This window comes from Streptomyces sp. NPDC050997 (genome assembly GCF_040660135.1).
GTDB lineage: Bacteria > Actinomycetota > Actinomycetes > Streptomycetales > Streptomycetaceae > Streptomyces.
The window spans coordinates 362379-381220 of record NZ_JBFAGK010000006.1 but is presented as its reverse complement, the minus strand read 5'-3'; the positions used below and the strand labels follow the sequence as shown (position 1 = coordinate 381220).

Genomic DNA, 18842 nt, shown 5'->3' with positions numbered 1-18842 from the left:
GCTCCCGGGGCCGAGGCGTCGGGTCGGGAGGTGATCATTTGGGGGTCTCCTTCGGGAAGAGGTGGTGCGGGTACCTGCGGTTCCGGGGGCGGGTGCCTGCGGCGGCGAGCGCACTCGGGCGCGGTCGCGGGTGCTTGTGGCGCCGGGCCGGGGGTTCCTGTGGCGTGCTGTGTGTGTGAGCGCTGGTGCGGGTTCTCCCGGGCGGGAGTGCGGGGCGGCGGCAGCCCGCAGGCGGTGCCTTGCGATACGGCGGTCATGGCTGCTCACCGGGGCGGGCGTGAGCCGAGGCTCGGGTCAGCGTGCGCATCGCGTGGGCCAGAAGGGTCAGGGCACCCAGACCGCAGGTGAGGGTCGGGATGCCGCCCGGGCCCCAGGCGTCGCTGATCGTCTGGACGGGAGCGGCCAGGAGGTCCCAGCCGGGGAGGCGGGCCGCGAAGACGGTGGCCAGGGCCACCGCCTGAGAGGTAGCCGTGACCGCGAGGACGGCCTTCGGAGCGTGGGTGAGGCCGTGGACGGCGAGGAGGCGGGCGAGGAACAGGAGGGCGCCCAGGGTGAGGGTCTGGGCGTAGGGGGGCGATTCGTCGAGGGCCGGGCCGGATGCGGCCAGGAGGGCGGTGAGAGCGACGAGGAACAGGACGAACGTGCCCAGCAGGAGCGGGCGTACGGAGGCGGCGAAGTCCTCCAGGCCTCGGCTGGCGGTCAGTCTGCGGCCGGCGCGGACGGCGAACAGCCGGGAGCTCCAGGCGGCGGGTGCGCAGGCCCAGGCGAGGGCCAGGGCGGGGGCCGCGGTGAGGGGCCAGGGGGCGTCGACGGTGCCGTCGGGGAGGCCGTCGGGGCCGCCGGCCAGGGCCGCGCCGAGCAGTCCGTCGCCGAGGAGGGCGTAGGCCAGGAGCCAGTACGTCCAGGTGCCGATGACGTTCGGGTGAGTGCGGGTCCTGCCGCGCGGGTCGTGGCCGAGCACCGCGCGCACGCCGAGGGCCACGGCGAGAACGCCCACGGCGGCGACGGTCAGGCGGACCTGTCCGTGGGTGAGGTGCAGGCCGACCACCGTGCCCGTGCACAGGGCGCCGGGCAGCAGGCTGAGCAGGACCCGGCCGACGCCGGCCCGCTGGGCCTCCCGCGGGGTGGAGTTCGGGGGCGTTTCGCCGTCGCGGGGAAAGCGGGCGTACATCTCCTCGGCGAGGGAGAAGACGTCACGGTGGCGGAAGCGGGCCGCGGTGCGGTCCGTGACGCCGTGGGCCTCCAGGCCCGCCGCGATCTCCAAGGGGTCCACGGCACGTTCGCACAGTTCGCGGTGACGGTGCATCAGGGCTTTCACCGGGTCCGCGCCGGTGCGGCGGGCGGTGGGGACGGTCGGGCGTGCCTCGCCACCCACGGTGTCGCCGTTGGCCCCGGTGTCGCCGTTGGCCCCGGCCCCGGCGTCAGACTCGGCGTCGGCCCCGGCGTCGGTGTCCGCCGACTCGTGTATGGCCGGCTCGGCCGGCTCCCCCGAGTCCGTCTCCGCCGTGAGCCACTCCTGCGACCGTGGGTCCCACCGCCCGGCGCCACCAGGACCCCCGGGGCGGTCCAGCTCGCCCAGTCCGCTCATCACGCTCCCTCCGCCGCGGCGATCGGTGCCGTGGCCCCTACCGGTGGCCCCGCCGCCCAGCCGGGTCCGCCGCGAGCCACGACACGCACGCCGCGCTCGGTCCAGCTCCCGGGTACGTGGGACTCGGCGGGCGCGGCGAACGGCAGGGGCTCCCCGGTGCCGTCGAGGACGACCCGTCGGACCGGGTTGCGCGAGACAATATCCAGGTAAATGCCGTGAAATGCCGTGATGTTCTGCTCGGCAGTGAAGAGTTCGAGTGCACGAGCGCGTGCGGCAGCGCCCAGCCGCGCACGGCGCTCGGGGTCGCGCAACAACGCCAGGCACGCATCGGCGAGCGCCCGCGGATTGCGCGGGGGCACGACCAGGCCGGTACCGCCGATGACCTCCACGACCGCGCCGACATCGGTGGAGACCGTCGCGCGACCGCAGAACATGGCCTCGATCAGGCCGATGGGGAAACCCTCGACCACACTGGACAGGACGGTCACGGCGCCCGCGGCGTACGCGTCGGCGAGGGTCGGCAGTTCCGGTCCGCCTCGCTCCTCGAAGGACACCGGGTTCTCGCCGACGGCGTGCGGCCCTTCGGCCTCATCCGGGAAGAGCTGCGCGGCCAGCGCCTTGCAGTGCCCGAGATAGGCGGCACCCTCGGGGCCCGCGGGTGCGCCGACGATCCGCAGCCGGGTCTTGGGCTCCTCCTTGCGGATCTCGGCGAAGGCGTGCAGCAGCGACACCAGGTCCTTGGCCGGTTCCACCCGGCCCACCCAGACGAGGGTGTCGGGGTCCGCGCACTCCGGCGACTCTCCGACCTCCGTGAAGGCCGAGGCGTCCATGCCCGGGTGGACCGTGCGGAGCGTGGCGTGGTCCGCGCCGCAGCGCTCCTGCCAGCGGCGGGCGTGCGCGTTGCCGGACGTGACGATCGCGGCCCGCCCGTAGGTCTCGGCGGCGAGCCTGCCGTGGAACGCGGCGAGCAGGGCCCGTACGGCGGGCGCGGCCTGCGTCGCGGTCAGATAGTGGGTGCGCAGCCGCACTCCGTACTCGGTCACCAGCAGGGGCACACCGGCGAAGTGGCGCGCGAGCAGCCCGGGCAGGGCCGCGAGGCCGCCGGAGGCCGCGTGGCACAGGTCGACGGAGCCGAGACCTTCGTCCTCGTACCAGTCGAGCGAAAGGGGGCGCAGGGCGCGCTCCAGATGCCCGGCGACCGCGAGCAGTTCGGGGACGCGCGCCTCCCGCGCCGCGCCAGGGGCGCCGGGCGCACGACAGGCGCGTTCGAGGGCGCGTATGGCAGCCTCGGAACGGAGCGCTCCCGCCAGGCCGCCTTCGTCGCGGGCGAGTTCGGCGAGCCCGTACAGTGCGCTGGCGAAACGGTCCGCCTCCGTGGCGGGCGGCCCCCCGGAAGCCTCTGGCGGGCCCCCGTGACACAACGAGGTCGCCAATTCGCCGTAGCACTCGGCGAACCGCCGGCGTGCGCGCCGTCCGTACACCACCCCGTCGTCCTCCGCGGTCCACAGCGGTGCCGTACGCACCCTGCTGACCTGCGGCGGCAGCGGGCCCCAGCCCTCGTCCTCCTGGCTTTCGCTGCCACTGAGCGCGTAGATGTCGAACTCGTGCTGCTCAAGCCCGCGCACGAGCCGGTCGCACCAGAGCCTGGCGTCACCGCTCACATACGGATAGCCACCCTCCGTAAGCAGTCCGATGCGCACGAGCGCACCCCCGATCTCCCGTATGGAGAGCCGCCGTTGGCCCGGCGGCTCGCAGCGGGACGAACGTATGCGGACAAGGCGGTGGCGCGACGGACGGTTGTCCGTCGCGCCACCAAAAGGGGTGAACGGTCGTAACTTTCCCGTGCGGGTCACGTTCGGTCGCGCTAGGAGATCATTCACGTACGTATCGTCACAGGCGATCGGTCACCTCAAGTCACGTCACGTCACGTCACGTCACGTCACGGCCGGCTCGCGCCGGGTCGCCCTGCGCCGCGCCGCGACCTCCGGGTCGAGTGCGGGCACGGCGGCCAGGAGCTGCTTGGTGTACGGGTCCTGCGGGTTGTCGTACACCTCGTCGGACGGACCGGACTCGACGAGCCGGCCGCGACGCATCACCGCGATCCGGTCGCTGACCTGACGCACCACGGCGAGGTCGTGCGCGACGAACACGAGGGCCAGCCCGAGTTCCCGCTGCAACTCGCCGAGCAGGGCGACCACCTGCGCCTGGGTGGTGACGTCCAGCGCGGATACGGGCTCGTCGCAGACGATGACGCGCGGGTCGGCCGCGAGCGCCCGCGCGATGCCCACGCGCTGGCGCTGTCCGCCGCTGAACTCGTGCGGGTAGCGGTCGTAGTGCGCGGCTTCGAGCCCCACGCGCTCCAGCAGTTCCGTCACACGCCCCCGGATGCGCCCCTCGTCGCTCCCCCGCTCCCGGCTTCGCTCGAGCGGCGGGACCCCCCGTCCGCGTGCCCGCAAGGGGTCGGCGATCGACTCGCCCACGCTGCGGCGCGGGTTGAGGGAGGAGACCGGGTCCTGGAAGACCATCTGTACGGAGGGACGCACTCCCACGCGCGCGTGCCCCTCGTACCGCACCTCCCCCGCGGTCGGTTCCAGGAGCCCGACGAGCATCCGGCCCAGGGTCGTCTTGCCGCTGCCGCTCTCGCCCACGATGCCGAGGGTCTCGCCGCGGCGGACCGTCACGGACACGTCGTCCACGGCGGCGAACGCCCGCTTCCCGCGCCCGAATTCGCGCCGCAGGCCAGTCGCCTCCAGAACGACCTCGCCGGACGTGAGGGAGGGTGCGCGGGGCGCGTCCACGCGCGGGACCGCGGCCAGCAGTTCGCGGGTGTACGTCCGCGCGGGCTCCCTCAGCACGGCTCCGACAGGCCCGTGCTCGACGACCCGCCCGTGCCGCATCACGAGGACCTCGTCGACGCTCTCGGCGGCGACGCCCACGTCGTGCGTGACGAGCAGCAGCCCCATGCCGGTCTCCTCGCGCAGCGTGTGCAGCAGGTCGAGGATCTGGGCCTGCACGGTGACGTCGAGCGCGGTCGTCGGCTCGTCGGCGATCAGCAGCTCGGGTTCGCAGGCCAGCGCCATGGCGATGAGGGCACGCTGTCGCATGCCGCCGCTGAACTCGTGCGGACGGGAACGGGACCGCCTCGCCGCGTCCGGGATTCCCACCCGGTGCAGTACGTCCACCGCACGCGCGCGTGCCGCCCGGCGCGACGCCCGTGTGTGCACGCGGTACACCTCGGCGATCTGGTCCCCGATCGCGTAGTACGGGTCGAGGGACGACAGCGGGTCCTGGAAGACCATCGCGGCCTTCGCGCCCCGCAGCCGCCGCAACGCGTCGTCCGAGGCCTGCCGTACGTCGACACCGGCGACCGTGACCGAGCCGCCGACGCGCGCGCCGGTGCCGCGGTGCAGGCCCAGCAGGGCCGAGGCGACCGTGGACTTGCCGGAGCCGGACTCACCGACCAGGGCGAGGGCGGCGCCCCGCTCCAGCCGGAAGGAGAGCCCGTCGACGGCACGCAGCTCGCCGAACTCGACGGACAGGTCCCGCACATCGACGAGGCTGCGGGAAGGAGCCTTCTGGGAGTCGCTCACGTCAGTACCACCCGTCGGTCGGCCACCGCGTACAGCACGTCCGCGACGGCGTTGGCGACGACCACGAAGAAGCCGATGACCAGGACCATGCCGACGACCACCGGCAGGTCGACCACCTTGACGGCATGGACCATTTCCTGTCCGATACCGGGCAGGCCGAACAGCGTCTCGGTGAGCACCGCGCCGCCGACCGCGCTACCGAAGTTGTTGGCGTTCAGCGCGATGACGGGGGCGAACGCCCCGCGCAGCGCGTGCCGCCCGATGATCGACCGCTCGCCGACGCCGTACGCCCGGAAGGTGCGGATGTGGTCCTCGGCCAGCGTCTCCAGCATCGACGCCCTGGTCAGCCGGGCGAACGCGGCGGCCTCGATGAGGGCGAGCGAGAGCCAGGGCAGCAGCAGGTTCCACGCCCATTGTTCGGGGTCGTCGGTGAAGGCGACGTACTGCGGGAAGGGCAGCAGCTCCAGTTCGCCGCAGACGACGATCATCAGGACCAGGCCGATGACGAACACGGGCGTGGCCACGCCCACGAGCGTGACGCCGGTCAGCAACCGCTCGGACAGCCGGCCCCGCCGCCACGCCGACAGCACGCCGGTGCCGACGCCGAGGATCAGCCACAGCACCATGGCGCCGAACACGAGCGACAGGCTGACCGGCAGCTTCGCCAGGATGAGCCGGGTGACCTGCTGGTCGCTCTGGTACGACAGCCCGAGGCAGGGCGCCGAGCAGTGCTGGACCGAGGTGCCCGTGGAGTAGTCCTGGCCGACGACGATGCCCTGCAGGAAGTGCCAGTAGCGCACGTACAGCGGGTCGCTGAGATGCAGTTGCTCCGCCACCTGCTGCACCTGGGCGGGCGAGCAGCGCGGGCCGCAGGTGATCTGGGCGACGTTGCCGGGGGTGACGTAGAAGACGACGTAGATGATCACCGAGATGGCGAACAGGGTGACGACGGCGCCGAGGACCCGGCGCAGGAGGAAACCGCCGAAGCCGTTCACTGTGCGCCTCCCTGGTCCGCCTTGGCCTCCTGCTTGCGGCCCGCGCCGACCCGCAGGCGCGAGGCCGCGCGGGGGTCCAGGGCGGTGCGGACACCGTCACCGAGGACGGTCAGCGCGAGGACGGTCACGAAGAGGGCGCCCGCGGGCAGCAGCAGGTACTGCGGGGCGGCCTGGTACCAGACGTCGGCGGCGGTGAGCATCTGCCCCCAGGACGGCGTCGGCGGCTTCACACCGACGCCGAGGAAGGACAGTGACGCCTCGACGGTGATGTTGATCGGCACGAGGAGCGCGGCGTACGTGATGACCGGCGCGGCAAGGCCCGGCAGCAGTTCACGCCGGGCGATCCGCCAGGTGCCCCAGCCGCTGAGCCGGGCCGCGGAGACGTAGTCGAGTTCCTTGAGGGTGAGCGTCTGCGCGCGCACGATCTTCGCGGTGTTGCCCCAGGCGACCAGGCCGATGACGAGGGCGACCAGTACGGGTCGCGGGAAGCTCGACGGGACGATCGCGAGCAGCGCCAAGGCCATGATCATCAAGGGCAGGGCGACGATGATGTCGGTGATCCGGCTCAACAGTTGATCAACCCATCGGTTCCCGAGCGCGGCGGCGACACCCACGAGGACACCGATGGCGACCTGCACCAGGGTCGCCGCGAGCGCGACCCCCAGGGAGACCCGCGCGCCGTAGATCAGGCGCGCGAACAGGTCGCGGCCGGTCTGCGGTTCGATGCCGAGCCAGTGGTCGGCGCCTATGCCCCCGAAGGATCCGACGGGCACGCCGCCGCGCGCCGAATCCACCAAGGACGGGTGGTAGGTGGTCGGGTCCTGACCCTCGATCGCCGTGAGCAGCGGCGCGGCGAGCGCGACCAGGACGAGCAGCGCGACGACGACCGCCGCGACGAGGGCGGCTCGCTGCGCGCGCAGCCGCCGCCAGAACTGACGAGCCCCGGAGGCCCCCGGGACGACGATGACCGTCCCGGGGGCCCGGGAGGCGACAAGTGCCTCACTCATGGCGCTACTTGACCGCGACCTGCGAGATGTCCAGAACACCGGTCCAGTCGCTGATCACGATGTTCTTGACGTTCTCGCCGTACAGCCGCTTGTACACGGGGTGGAACAGCGGCACGGTCAGCGCCTGTTCGCCGATCTTCTTGTCCAGTGCGCCCCACCGCTTGGCGGCAGCGTCGAGATCGGTCAACTTGTTGATCGCGTCGATCTCGGCGTTGACCGACTTGTCGTCGAGGAAGCCCGCGTTGAAGTTGGAGCCGTCCCTGACGATCTGCCGACCGTCGAAGATCGGGGCGAGGAAGGGACCGCCCGAGGGCCAGTCCGCACCCCAGTGGGCGAGGAAGAAGCCCGGCTCGGTCTTCACGTTGTGGATCTTGTCGGAGTAGTCGTTCTCCTCCAGGCCCTGCAGCTTGACGGTGATGCCGGCGTTCTTCAGCGCGTCCTGGACCGCGGTCGCGATCTCGGGGCTGGTCTCGAAGTCCTTGCTGTTGGAGTGGGTCAGGGTGACGGTGAGCCCGTTCGGGTGACCGGCCTCCTTCAGCAACCCCTTCGCCTTCGCCGCGTCGCCGGTCTTCCCCGCCGGGAACAGGTCGTAGGGCATGTAACCGAAGGACTTCTGGTCCGGCAGGAAGGTGGTGGCGGGCTCGGCCAGCGCGGAACCGCCGGCCGCGTTGATCACGGACGAGCGGTCGATGGCGTACGAGATCGCCTGCCGCACCTTGACGTTGTCGAACGGCTTCACGTTCGGGTTGAACGCGATGTAGTTCGTGTAGCCGAAGTGGCCAGTGCCGACGCGCGCCGCCAGCTTCTTGTCACCCGTCACCTTCGCGAGTTCGGCCGGGCCGAGGTTGGTGTCCGTGGTCACCGCGGCCGCGTCCGCCCCCTGGGACGACGACAACCGCTGGTTGATCACGGACGAGTCCAGCCCGGACCGTACGTCGATCTTGTCCGGGTACGCCTTGCGCTCGGCGTCCGTCGAGGCGGACCACTGCGTGTTGCGCGCCAGGACGACGTGCTCGCCGTCGTTCTGGTTCGTGACGACCTTGTACGGGCCGGACGAGATCGGGTGCTCCTCGTACTTCGTTCCCGTGTCCTTGCTCTTCGGCACGGGCGTGAACTGCGTCTGTGTGGCCAGGTAGGGGAACTCGCCCTCGGGCTTGTTCAGATGGAAGACGATGGTCCGCTCATCCGGCGTCTCGATCGCCGAGAGCCCCCTCTTGTCCTTGTAGGGGCCCTGGTAGTCGGCCGCGCCGACCAGCCAGTCCCTCAGGTAGGGGGCGCCACCGGAGAGTTCGGGGGCGAAGGAGCGCTCGATGCCGTACTTGATGTCGGCCGAGGTGATGGCAGTGCCGTCCTCGTACGTCAGCCCCTTCTTCAAGGTGTACGTCCATACGGTCGCGTCCTTGTTGGGGCGCCCGGTGTCGGTGGCGAGGTCCGGGACGACCTCGGCGCCGGCCGCGCCGTTCTCGCGGTTGCGGGTGGTGAGCGTACGGAACACCAGGGACGGGACGTTGCCGCCGCCGGAGGTGTACAGGCGGGCCGGGTCGAAGTCCTGCTGCGGGTTGGAGTTCAGGACCGTGAGCGTGCCGCCCTTGTGGGGCGCGGAGTCCCCGCCGGACGCCTTGGCATCGTTGTCCTCGGGCCCGCAGGCGGCGGCGCCCGCTGCCATAACCAGGCTTACGGATACCGCGGCCACACGGCGCGCTGTGGGGGACGGTGGACGCATCGGAGACGACCTCTCGAAAGGACGAGTCTCGGATTTCGAGACGGATTGACGAGGAGTGAGACAGAAGTGAACAGACGTCTGCCCCGGCGTCAGGCCGTCGAAGAAACCGTGACAAAGCCACGGCAGGAAGGAGAGTTCGCGACGCGCACGCCTGGGGCGGGTGTCAGCGACAGAGAATGTCGGCCACGCAGAGCGGGGTCACGCCGATCAGCGCCAGCTCTATGGCGACGCGGGCGGACACGTGACGATGCGACATGCGCAGAAATATGTACGACTTTTCTGCGCATGTCAACGTGACGTCAGAGGCGCCTGTCAACTCCCGGGAAACGGCCAGGGATTGGCCTTGCAGCGGATTCCGTCGTGGTCGAGGAACTTGGTCTGCTGCTGCATGACCGGCGCGAGCTCCCCGTCCTTGTCGCAGCTGACGTGGCCGTAGCCGAGCCGGTGGCCGACTTCATGGTTGATCAACATCTGCCGGTACGCATGGATCCGATCACCGTATGTCGTTGATCCCTGCGCCCATCGATAAGCGTTGATCATCACGCGCTCGGTGGCGGCCGAGTCACACGACACGTTGTCCACGGTGGTGTCCAGACCGGACTTGGCACACCACTCGGCGGTCGTGCCGGGGCTGGCGAGCGTGATCACGAAGTCGGGCTTGCCGGAGTAGACCCGCTCGAAGGTACGGGCGCCGTTGTGGGCCCAGCTCCGCTCGTCGTTGAGCGTCTTCTGGACGGCCTCAGCGAAGAGGTCGCCGTCGAGCCCGAGCCCCTGCTCCACATCCACCCGGTAGGTGTACTTCTGCCCATTGCCGGGAGCCTTGTCGACACCGGGCATCGCGTCGAACTTCCCCAAGGCCTTGAGGGTGGCGCCGAGCGCGTACGTCCTGCCCATCTGCTGCTCGTATGTCAGCGGCGCCGCCCCGGCCGACGGCTGCTCGTCGCCCTGCGAGGCCGAGTCGCGGTCGTCTCGCGCCTGGTCGGTCGCGGTCTGGGTGCGCACGTCGCCGTCGTCCCGCCCGTCCGCGACCTGGCCGGCCACGACGATGGCCAGCACGGTGGTGATCGCGGCGGCCGCGATGCCGGTGAACGTCCGCCCCTTGGCCCCCTTGACCGTGGTCGGCTCACCCGTCGACGGCGCGTCGTCGTCCTCGCCCGCCTCGACAGCCGCCTCGACGCCCGGCTCGTCGGGCCACGCGGTGACCGAGCCGTAGGGCTCGGAGGCGTGCACGGCGGTCCGTACGGCGGACGCGGAGGCCGTACGGGGCCCGGAGGCGTCAGTACGGGGGGCGAAGGCGTCCTCGCCCGCCTCGAAGGCGTCGAGGTAGTCCTGACGTGGTCCCGGCCCCTTCCGCCGTCCCGACCCCGCCCGCGGCGTCGGCCGCTGACGCGGTATCACCGGCCCGGGCCCGCCCTGCCCGGCACCGGCCCGCCCGCTCGATCCGCCCCAGCCGCCGCCGGTTTCCCGCTGCTCGGGATGTCCACCGCGAACCTGGGGCACGCCAAGGGCCGGGGTGCCCTCCGCAAGCCTGGGGACGCCGTGCGCGGGCGTGCCGTCCGGCAGACGCGGCCTCCCGCGCGCGGGCGCCCCCTCGGCGAACCTCGGGGCCCCCTGCGCGGGAGCCCCGTACGCGGGCGGCGGAAAAGCGGCCCGGTTCGCGGTCCGGTCCCGGCCGCCCGTCACATCGGCGTCATTGTCACCACTATTACTGTTCTCACCGTTATTGCCGTTGTCACCGTTGTCGCCCCTGGGGGCATCCTTCGGGACAGATCCACGTCGACTGTGGCGTCCCACGCCGCGCCTCAGCTCCCCGCGCCAGTAGTGCTCGACATCCCGGCGTCCTTGTCGGGAACTCCCACTCTTCCGTCTCCCATGCCGGCGGCCTCCGAGTCCGTGAGAAGGTCACGGAACGCGCCCGCCACCGTTTCCGGATACTCCATCATGGCCACGTGCCCCGCCTCGGGCAGGGTGAACAAACGGGAGTCGCGGAATGCGCGGGCCGCTTTCTGGGCCATGCGGAAGCCCACGAGTTGGTCCCGGCCACCGTAGACGAGGAGCGTCGGGGCGAGGACGCGTTCGGCCTGGCGCCACAGCGCGTGCTGGCCGCCCAGGGTGTACGCGTTCACCAGACCGCGCGCGGAGCGCGTCATCGCGTCCCAGAAGTACGGCAGTCGCAGCCGCCGTTCCATCTCCTCCACCGCGTACCGCAATCCCTCGGGCGTCACCCGCCCCGGGTCGCCGTAGCACAGGGCCGTGACCCCGCGGACCCGCTGCTCAGCCGTCCACTCCCTGGTGTACCGGGTGAAGAGTCCGGCCACGCCGGGCACCGCGAGCAGTGCCGTCGGCACCGCGGTGCGCTGGACGCGGATCTCCGGCAGCGCCGGCGAGACGAGCGTGAGCGTGCGGACGAGATCGGGGCGCACCGCGGCCACGCGCGTGGAGACCGCGCCGCCGAGCGAGTTGCCGAGGAGGTGCACGGGACCGCGCCCGGACGCGTCGAGGTAGCGGATGACCGCGCGCGCGTGACCGCTGATCGAGTAGTCGCCGTAGTCCGGCGGCGGGGAGTCGCCGAAGCCCGGCAGATCGACGGCCTCGCTGTCGACGGTGGCGTCCAGCTGCTCCATCAACGCGGACCAGTTCTGCGAGGACCCACCCAGTCCGTGGACGCACAGGGCGGGCGGCAGACCCGCACGCGCCGGCGGTCTCGACCGGATCGTCAGGGTGATCCCCGGCAGCCCGACCGACCTCAGGCGCTCACCTTCCGCCACCCGGACGGGCGCCACCTTGGGGAGCACGTTGGCGGGCGGCACGAACGGCAGCTCGGTCGAAGACATGCGGCAATGTTACGAGACGATCACGCAGTGGCTCACGTGTTCGCCGTCACAACCTGACATGTCCACCGACAATCGCTCGAATCAATCCGGATCAATTACGGATCATCCCGGATCAATGGCGTACAGATCGCGTGTCTCCTACGCTCGTATCCAGGGCACCCGCATGTCGCCCCCTGTTGCACATCAGGGGTGTTCCAGGAAGGGGAGCCCCACATGACCGTCGACCCCACCGACCCCACCGACCCCGAGAAGCTCGCGGCCGAGGAGATCGAGTACGACGAGGAAATCGACGTCGAGACCCCGGAGGGCGACGCGGCCGAGCAGCACACCGCCGTCCAGCCGGACCGCGACGACCCGCTGAGCGACTTGGACCCGACCCGCGCCGCCGAGGCCGATGTCATCGAACAGGCCCGGGTCGTCTCCCTCGACGAGGACGACTATCGGTGACGCACGGGACGGATCACCGCTGAACGGGATTGGTGCGCCCTGTTGCCCGTTAAATCACGTCTTGAAACCTTCTGCACGGCTTTCGCCACCGTCCGGTCCGTGAAATTCTGCGCTCGCACCGCGCACACCACGGTTACCGAAAAGTACGATGGCCGCGCGGCGCACACCGCGAGTGGACGACTTTGGGAGGCGGCGTGACAGCCATCGAGCAGACAGAGGCAGCGCGCCCGCGAGGCACGCGCCTGCCGCGCCGTGCCCGACGGAACCAACTGCTGGGCGCCGCCCAGGAGGTCTTCGTGGCGCAGGGCTACCACGCCGCCGCGATGGATGACATCGCCGAGCGCGCCGGCGTCAGCAAGCCGGTGCTCTACCAGCACTTCCCGGGCAAGCTCGACCTCTACCTCGCACTGCTGGACCAGCACTGCGAGTCCCTGATCCAGGCAGTACGGAACGCGCTGGCGTCGACGACCGACAACAAGCAGCGCGTCCGGGCGACCATGGACGCCTATTTCGCCTACATCGAGGACGACGGCGGCGCCTTCCGCCTGGTCTTCGAGTCGGACTTGACGAACGAGCCCGCGGTGCGTGCGCGCGTCGACAAGGTCACGACCGAGTGCGCCGAGGCGATCTGCGACGTCATCGCAGAGGACACCGGCCTCTCGCGCGCGGAGTCGATGCTGCTCGCGTCCGGCCTGGGCGGTCTCGCGCAGGTGGTGGCCCGTTCCTGGCTGCACAGCGACCGCAGCGTCCCGCGCGACCAAGCGGTCCAGCTGCTGGCGTCCCTGGCCTGGCGGGGCATCGCGGGCTTCCCGCTGCACGGCATCGACCACCACTGAGTCGTACGCGTGAGTCGCACGCGCGGGTGCGGGCTGTTTGTTCCCGCCCGATGTTCGCTCCTGGCGTTCATGGGCGGGAACATGCGCGTCCCCTCACCGGGCTAATGTGTGCTGGTACGGCGCGGAAGGTCGCGCACTTCACTGACCGTCGGAGGGACATAGCCGTGGAGGTCAAGATCGGCGTGCAGCACGCACCCCGCGAGATCGTTCTGGAGAGCGGTCAGAGTGCCGAAGACGTCGAGCGAGCGGTGGCCGAGGCACTGTCGGGCAAGTCTCAGCTGCTGAGCCTCGTGGACGAGCACGGCCGCAAGGTCCTCGTTCCGGCCGACCGTCTCGCCTACGTCGAACTCGGCGAGCCGGCCCCCCGCAAGGTGGGCTTCGGCGCGCTGTAGTCACACGCGAGATCACTCGCGCGTCCGCGCGACGGGAGGGGCCCGGCGACCATGTGTCGCCGGGCCCCTCCCGAATTTTCTCCTCCACATATGGAGCACAGACCGCGCACAGAGGAGGATTGCATTTCGCAGGTCACGGGTATGACGGGCTACGAACGTGACGCGCAGTGCGGCGTGGGAGGGACCCCATGATGTTGTTGGAAGCGCTCGGCTCCGCTCTGCTCGGGCTGCTGCTGGCGGGGGCGGCGATCCACCGGCTGTCCCACCGCTTGCCGACCCGCTCCCTGGTCCTCTCGACCGGTGTCGCCGGAGCCCTGTTCGGCGCCTTTGTCACGCACAGCGCGCTGGACGCCGGAGGTGTTCTGCTGCCCCTCGTCGGCGCGGCGGTCGTCTCCGCGGCCTCGCTCTCGCTGCTGCTGCGCCCCGCGGGAAGACTCCGCCGCCGATCGGCGACCGCCTGACCCCTCGCCGATCGCGGCGTCCTTTCCGGTCCCGGCACCGCACAGCGCGCCACCGGGCAGGTTCCAGGAAAACCCGCGGCGAGGACAGAACCTAGGCCGCCAGCCCCAGCGCCGCCATCCGCTTGGTGTGGGCCTCGGTGATGCGGGAGAACATCCGGCCCACCTCGGCGAGGTCGAAGCCGTCCGCGACACCGCCCACGAGCATCGTCGACAGGGCGTCCCGGTCGGCCACCACCCGCTGGGACTGCGACAGCGCCTCTCCCATCAGCCGCCGCGCCCACAGCGCGAGCCGTCCCCCGACGCGCGGCTCCGCGTCGATCGCGGCGCGCACCTTCTCCACGGCGAAGCCGGCGTGCCCGGTGTCGTCGAGGACGGCCAGGACGAGCTCCCGGCTGTCCGCGTCGAGGCGAGCGGCGACCTCTCGGTAGAAGTCGCTGGCGATCGAGTCGCCGACGTACGCCTTGACCAGGCCCTCCAGCCAGTCGGACGGTGCCGTCTGCTTGTGGAAGCCGTCGAGCGCGGCGACGAACGGCTCCATCGCCAGGGTCGGCTCCTCGCCGATCTCCGTGAGCCGGTCGCGCAGCTTCTCGTAGTGGTGGAACTCGGCCGACGCCATCTTCGCGAGCTCCGCCTTGTCCGCCAGCGTCGGCGCCAGCTTGGCGTCCTCCGCGAGCCGCTCGAAGGCCGCGAGTTCCCCGTACGCGAGAGCGCCGAGCAGGTCCACGACCGCCGCACGGTACTGCGGATCGGAGCTGGCCCGGGACCAGTCCTGGGCAGCGACTCCGGTGACCTCGGGGGAAACGTCTGCGGGCGCGTCGGAGGTGTTGTCAGGCGTCGTCATGAAGCGCACAATAGCTCGCCCGTCGCACGACGGAAGTCCCTGGTCAATCAGTGTGACGACGGCTACGTGACCAAACCGGCCATCGCATGTGCGCGATTCCGGGGTATGGTGGTAATGCGCCCGCTGAGGACTTCGACGTATCTCGACGGGCCGCACGAATGAGGATGCCCGGTCGGAGGCCCGATCGGCTCCGACCCGACAGCCCTCCTCGTCCGTACGGCGCTCTGCGTACGGAATCCGGAGGGGGACCCTCAGCGGTACGAGCGCTAGAGCGTCGGCAGTGGTCCCGTGCCATACGGCTTGCCCGTAAGGCAGTCGACGTCCCCAGCACGGTCTTAGACGACCCCCGAGCTCGCCTCGCACCGCCCACACAGAAGAGGCAGCACCCTGACTACGACCTTCCGGGAGCTCGGGATTCTTCCCGAGACCGCCGAGGCCCTCGAAGCCGTCGGCATCATCACCCCCTTCCCCATCCAGGAGATGACCCTCCCCGTCGCCCTCTCGGGCGCGGACGTCATCGGCCAGGCCAAGACCGGCACCGGCAAGACGCTGGGCTTCGGCCTCCCGCTCCTCGAGCGTGTCACCGTCCCCGCCGACGTGGAGGCCGGGCGCGCCCAGCCCGAGGCCCTCACCGACGCCCCGCAGGCGCTCGTCGTCGTCCCCACCCGCGAGCTGTGCACGCAGGTCACCAACGACCTGCTGACCGCGGGCAAGGTGCGCAACGTGCGCGTTCTCGCGATCTACGGCGGCCGTGCCTACGAGCCCCAGGTCGAGGCCCTCAAGCGGGGCGTCGACGTCGTCGTCGGTACCCCGGGCCGTCTGCTGGACCTCGCGGGCCAGAAGAAGCTCAACCTCAAGCACATCAAGTCGCTCGTCCTCGACGAGGCCGACGAGATGCTCGACCTGGGCTTCCTGCCCGACGTCGAGAAGATCATCAACATGCTTCCGGCCAAGCGCCAGACCATGCTGTTCTCGGCGACCATGCCGGGCGCGGTCATCGGACTCGCCCGCCGCTACATGTCGCAGCCCACGCACATCAGCGCCACGGCGCCGGACGACGCGGGCAAGACGGTCGCCAACACCAAGCAGCACATCTACCGCGCGCACAACATGGACAAGCCCGAGATGGTGGCGCGCATACTGCAGGCCGACGGCCGGGGACTGGTCATGGTCTTCTGCCGTACGAAGCGGACCGCGGCCGACCTCGCCGACCAGCTCCAGCAGCGCGGCTTCGCCGCCGGCGCGGTCCACGGCGACCTCGGCCAGGGCGCCCGCGAGCAGGCCCTTCGCGCCTTCCGCAACGGCAAGGTCGACGTGCTCGTCTGCACCGACGTCGCCGCCCGCGGCATCGACGTCGAGGGCGTGACGCACGTCATCAACTATCAGTCGCCGGAAGACGAGAAGACGTACCTGCACCGCATCGGCCGCACCGGCCGCGCGGGCGCCAAGGGCATCGCGATCACGCTGGTCGACTGGGACGACATCCCGCGCTGGCAGCTCATCAACAAGGCGCTGGAGCTCAACTTCAGCGACCCGCCGGAGACGTACTCCACCTCCCCGCACTTCTACGAGGAACTCGGCATTCCCGCGGGCACCAAGGGCGTCCTGCCGCGCACCGAGCGCACGCGCGCCGGGCTCAACGCGGAGGAGCTGGAGGACCTGGGCGAGCCGGGCGGGCGCGGTCCGCGCGGTCGCGGCGACCGCAACGGTCGTGGTGGCCCGAGCGGTCGCGGTGGCCCGGACGGTCGCGGTGGCCCGGGCGGTCGTGGTGGCCGCGGCGAGCGGAGCGACCGGGACGAGTCCCGGTCCGCCGACAGCGAGCGCGCGGCCCGTACGCCGCGACGCCGCCGCCGTACCCGCGGTGGTACGCCGCTGGACGCCACGGCGTCCTCCGGGGCGGCCGAGGCGATCGCACCGGAGGAGAACGCCACGGCGGTCTCGGCCGGAACGGCCGTTCCCACGGAGGACGCGAACGCGACGGCTCGTACCCCGCGCCGTCGCCGCCGTGGCCGTAATGGCGCCCAGGGCGATGCCGTACCGGCGGCCACGGCCGTCGAGGCACCGGCGCCCGAGGCGGCCGCGGAGGCGGCTGTCGCGACGGCCGAGGGCACGGTTGCCCCGGACTCCGCCGAGGCCCCGGCGAAGTCGCGTCGCCGCCGGACCCGCAAGTCCGCGGAGACGGCGCCCACTTCGGCCGAGCCGACGACGCCCGCGACGCCCGAGCCGACCGCACCGGTGACCCCGGATGCCGTCACGGACGCGGCGCAGGTGTCCGAGGCGACGACGGTGTCGGAGCCCGAGGCTCCCGCCGCCCAGCCTCGCCGCCGCACCCGCAAGGCGGCGACGACATCGACGACGGCCGAGGCCGCGGTCGACACCGCGGAAGGCGTCACCGAGGCGGCTGTGGAGGCCGTGGAGGCCAAGCCCCGCCGTCGTACCCGCAAGGCCGCCGCGGCTCCCGCCGAGGCCGCACTCGACACCGTCGAGGCCACGGAGGCCACGCCGCGTCGCCGTACCCGCAAGGCCGCCGAGCCCGTAGCGGCCGTCACCGCCGAGATCCCGGCCCAGACGGCCCAGGAGCCGGAGCCCGCCGAGGCCAAGCCGCGCCGTACGCGCAAGGCCGCGGCGCCGGCCGAGGCCGCCGTGGACACGGCCGAGGGCGCGGAGACCAAGCCCCGTCGCACCCGCAAGACCGCAGCCGCCGCAGAAGCGGCCGTGGACACCGCGGAGGGCGCCGAGGCGGCACCCCGTCGCCGGACGCGTAAGGCGGCCGAGCCCACCGTGAGCGCGGAGACGGTCGACGCCGCGGAGGCCAAGCCGCGCCGTACGCGCAAGGCCACCGCGGCCAAGGCGGAGGACACGGCCGAGCCGACCGTGGCGAAGCCGCGTCGTACGCGCAAGACCGCGGCGTCGGCCGAGGCTGCCGTGGACACGGCGGAAGGCGCCGAGGCGAAGCCCACGGTGCGCCGGACCCGCAAGGCCACGGCCGCCGCGTCCGCCCCCTCCGCCGACATCCCGGCCCAGGCCGCCGAGGCCACGCCGAGGGTACGGCGGACCCGTAAGGCGGCGGTCGCCACGGAGCCCGCGGAGAGCTGATCCCGCGCTCGACGGCCCGGTTCACCTCACGTGAACCGGGCCGTCGGCGTTCCCACCCCGGACCACCGACCCGTGCGCTCCCGCCTCCCGGCCCGGTCGGCGGAGAACCCACCCGATAGCCTCCCTCCGTGAGCCGTCGCGTCTCCTTCACCCCGCCCCCCGGCGCCCGCGCCTACCCTCTGCGCACCGCACGCGGTGCATTCGCCGTCGTGGACAGCCCGGTGGCCGGCGTCGAGGCGAGGGGCACCGTGCTGATGCTGCCCGGCTTCACCGGCAGCAAGGAGGACTTCACGCTGCTGCACGAGCCGCTCACGGCGCGCGGGTACCGGATCGTGGCCGTGGACGGGCGGGGCCAGTTCGAGTCGGACGGGTCCGAGGACGACGAGTCCGACTACGCGCGGGAACGGCTGGCCCGGGACGTGCTCGCGCAGGCCGAGGCCGTCGGGGCGCCCGTGCATCTGCTGGGGCACTCCCTCGGCGGGCAGATCGCCCGGGCGGCCGTCCTGCTCGACCACTCCCCTTTCCGTTCGCTCACCCTCATGTCCTCCGGCCCGGCGCGGATCTCCGACTCCCAGCAGGAGCGCGTGAAGCTGCTGCGGGACGCGCTCGCCGTGATGGGCATGGCCGAGGTGTGGGAGGCCATGCAGGCCATGGGGCCACCGGAGGAGGTCGGCGGGCCGGCCGTCGGCATCGGTGACCAGGATCAGCTGCGCCGCCGCTGGTTGGGCACCACGCGTGCCCAACTCCTCGCCACGGGACGTCAGTTGTGCACCGAGCCGGACCGGGTCGCCGAACTCGCCGCCACCCCACTGCCGTTCCACGTGCTGTCGGGCGCCCACGACGACACCTGGCCGGTGACGCTCCTCGACGACATGGCCGTACGCCTGCGGGCGCACCGGACGGTCATCCCCGGCGCCGAGCACTCCCCGAACGCGGACCAGCCCCTGCCGACCGCACGCGCCCTTGCCGACTTCTGGGACGGCATCCCCGCACCGGACGAGCCGGTGAAGAGCTAGCCCGAAGAGCTGGTGC

Annotated in this window: 16 protein-coding genes; 6 read left to right on the top strand and 10 right to left on the bottom strand. The window is 71.7% G+C overall.

The genetic code is table 11. From position 1 onward, the window contains the following. Positions 1-253 precede the first annotated feature (253 nt). From AB0H86_RS16990 to AB0H86_RS16950, 9 genes are all read right to left on the bottom strand, one after another. Positions 254-1588 (bottom strand): hypothetical protein, encoded by a 1335-nt coding sequence (locus tag AB0H86_RS16990; RefSeq protein WP_362438212.1) that lies wholly within the window; start codon positions 1586-1588, stop codon positions 254-256. Continuing rightward, the gene (locus AB0H86_RS16985) at positions 1588-3288 is read right to left on the bottom strand and encodes a DUF3492 domain-containing protein (protein ID WP_362438209.1); all 1701 of its coding nucleotides are present in this window, start codon (positions 3286-3288) and stop codon (positions 1588-1590) included. Before AB0H86_RS16985 ends, AB0H86_RS16990 begins: the two co-directional genes overlap by 1 nt. Before the next feature lie 234 nt (positions 3289-3522). After that, positions 3523-5178 (bottom strand): ABC transporter ATP-binding protein, encoded by a 1656-nt coding sequence (locus tag AB0H86_RS16980; protein WP_362438206.1) that lies wholly within the window; start codon positions 5176-5178, stop codon positions 3523-3525. After that, on the bottom strand, positions 5175-6173 hold the full coding sequence (locus AB0H86_RS16975; RefSeq protein WP_362438203.1) for an ABC transporter permease: 999 nt from the start codon (positions 6171-6173) through the stop codon (positions 5175-5177). The genes AB0H86_RS16980 and AB0H86_RS16975 overlap by 4 nt, the downstream gene beginning before the upstream one ends. Next, positions 6170-7180, bottom strand: a complete 1011-nt coding sequence (locus AB0H86_RS16970) for an ABC transporter permease (RefSeq protein WP_362438200.1) — start codon at positions 7178-7180, stop codon at positions 6170-6172. The genes AB0H86_RS16975 and AB0H86_RS16970 overlap by 4 nt, the downstream gene beginning before the upstream one ends. 4 nt (positions 7181-7184) lie before the next feature. Beyond that, on the bottom strand, positions 7185-8903 hold the full coding sequence (locus tag AB0H86_RS16965; protein WP_362438197.1) for an ABC transporter substrate-binding protein: 1719 nt from the start codon (positions 8901-8903) through the stop codon (positions 7185-7187). 163 nt (positions 8904-9066) lie between these two features. Continuing rightward, positions 9067-9159, bottom strand: a complete 93-nt coding sequence (locus AB0H86_RS16960; RefSeq protein WP_362438194.1) for an Ms4533A family Cys-rich leader peptide — start codon at positions 9157-9159, stop codon at positions 9067-9069. 56 nt (positions 9160-9215) lie between these two features. Next, on the bottom strand, positions 9216-10586 hold the full coding sequence (locus AB0H86_RS16955; RefSeq protein WP_362438192.1) for a DUF3152 domain-containing protein: 1371 nt from the start codon (positions 10584-10586) through the stop codon (positions 9216-9218). 119 nt (positions 10587-10705) lie between these two features. Continuing rightward, positions 10706-11737 (bottom strand): alpha/beta hydrolase, encoded by a 1032-nt coding sequence (locus AB0H86_RS16950; RefSeq protein WP_362438189.1) that lies wholly within the window; start codon positions 11735-11737, stop codon positions 10706-10708. 213 nt (positions 11738-11950) lie between these two features. Between AB0H86_RS16950 and AB0H86_RS16945 the strand changes: the two genes are divergently transcribed. The 4 genes from AB0H86_RS16945 (at position 11951) to AB0H86_RS16930 (ending at position 13873) form a co-directional block, all read left to right on the top strand. Continuing rightward, positions 11951-12184 carry a hypothetical protein gene (locus tag AB0H86_RS16945; protein WP_362438186.1) on the top strand — a complete coding sequence of 78 codons (234 nt, stop codon included), beginning with the start codon at positions 11951-11953 and terminating at the stop codon, positions 12182-12184. 194 nt (positions 12185-12378) lie between these two features. Then, entirely contained in the window at positions 12379-13020 is a 642-nt protein-coding gene (locus tag AB0H86_RS16940; RefSeq protein ID WP_362438183.1) for a TetR/AcrR family transcriptional regulator, read from the top strand. Positions 13021-13184: 164 nt separating this feature from the next. Further along, positions 13185-13412: a DUF3107 domain-containing protein gene (locus tag AB0H86_RS16935; RefSeq protein ID WP_266559804.1), complete on the top strand. Its 228-nt coding sequence runs from the start codon at positions 13185-13187 to the stop codon at positions 13410-13412. A gap of 191 nt (positions 13413-13603) precedes the next feature. Next, positions 13604-13873 (top strand): hypothetical protein, encoded by a 270-nt coding sequence (locus tag AB0H86_RS16930; RefSeq protein WP_362438571.1) that lies wholly within the window; start codon positions 13604-13606, stop codon positions 13871-13873. A 91-nt stretch (positions 13874-13964) separates the two neighbouring features. Here AB0H86_RS16930 and AB0H86_RS16925 read toward each other — a convergent pair whose 3' ends face one another. Then, the gene (locus AB0H86_RS16925) at positions 13965-14714 is read right to left on the bottom strand and encodes a ferritin-like fold-containing protein (protein WP_362438180.1); all 750 of its coding nucleotides are present in this window, start codon (positions 14712-14714) and stop codon (positions 13965-13967) included. Positions 14715-15194: 480 nt separating this feature from the next. Here AB0H86_RS16925 and AB0H86_RS16920 point away from each other — a divergent pair, with 480 nt between their 5' ends. Further along, positions 15195-17810, top strand: coding sequence for a DEAD/DEAH box helicase (locus tag AB0H86_RS16920; protein ID WP_362438177.1), 2616 nt, complete (start codon positions 15195-15197; stop codon positions 17808-17810). Positions 17811-17938: 128 nt separating this feature from the next. Next, entirely contained in the window at positions 17939-18826 is an 888-nt protein-coding gene (locus AB0H86_RS16915; RefSeq protein ID WP_362438174.1) for an alpha/beta hydrolase, read from the top strand. Positions 18827-18842: the final 16 nt, after the last annotated feature.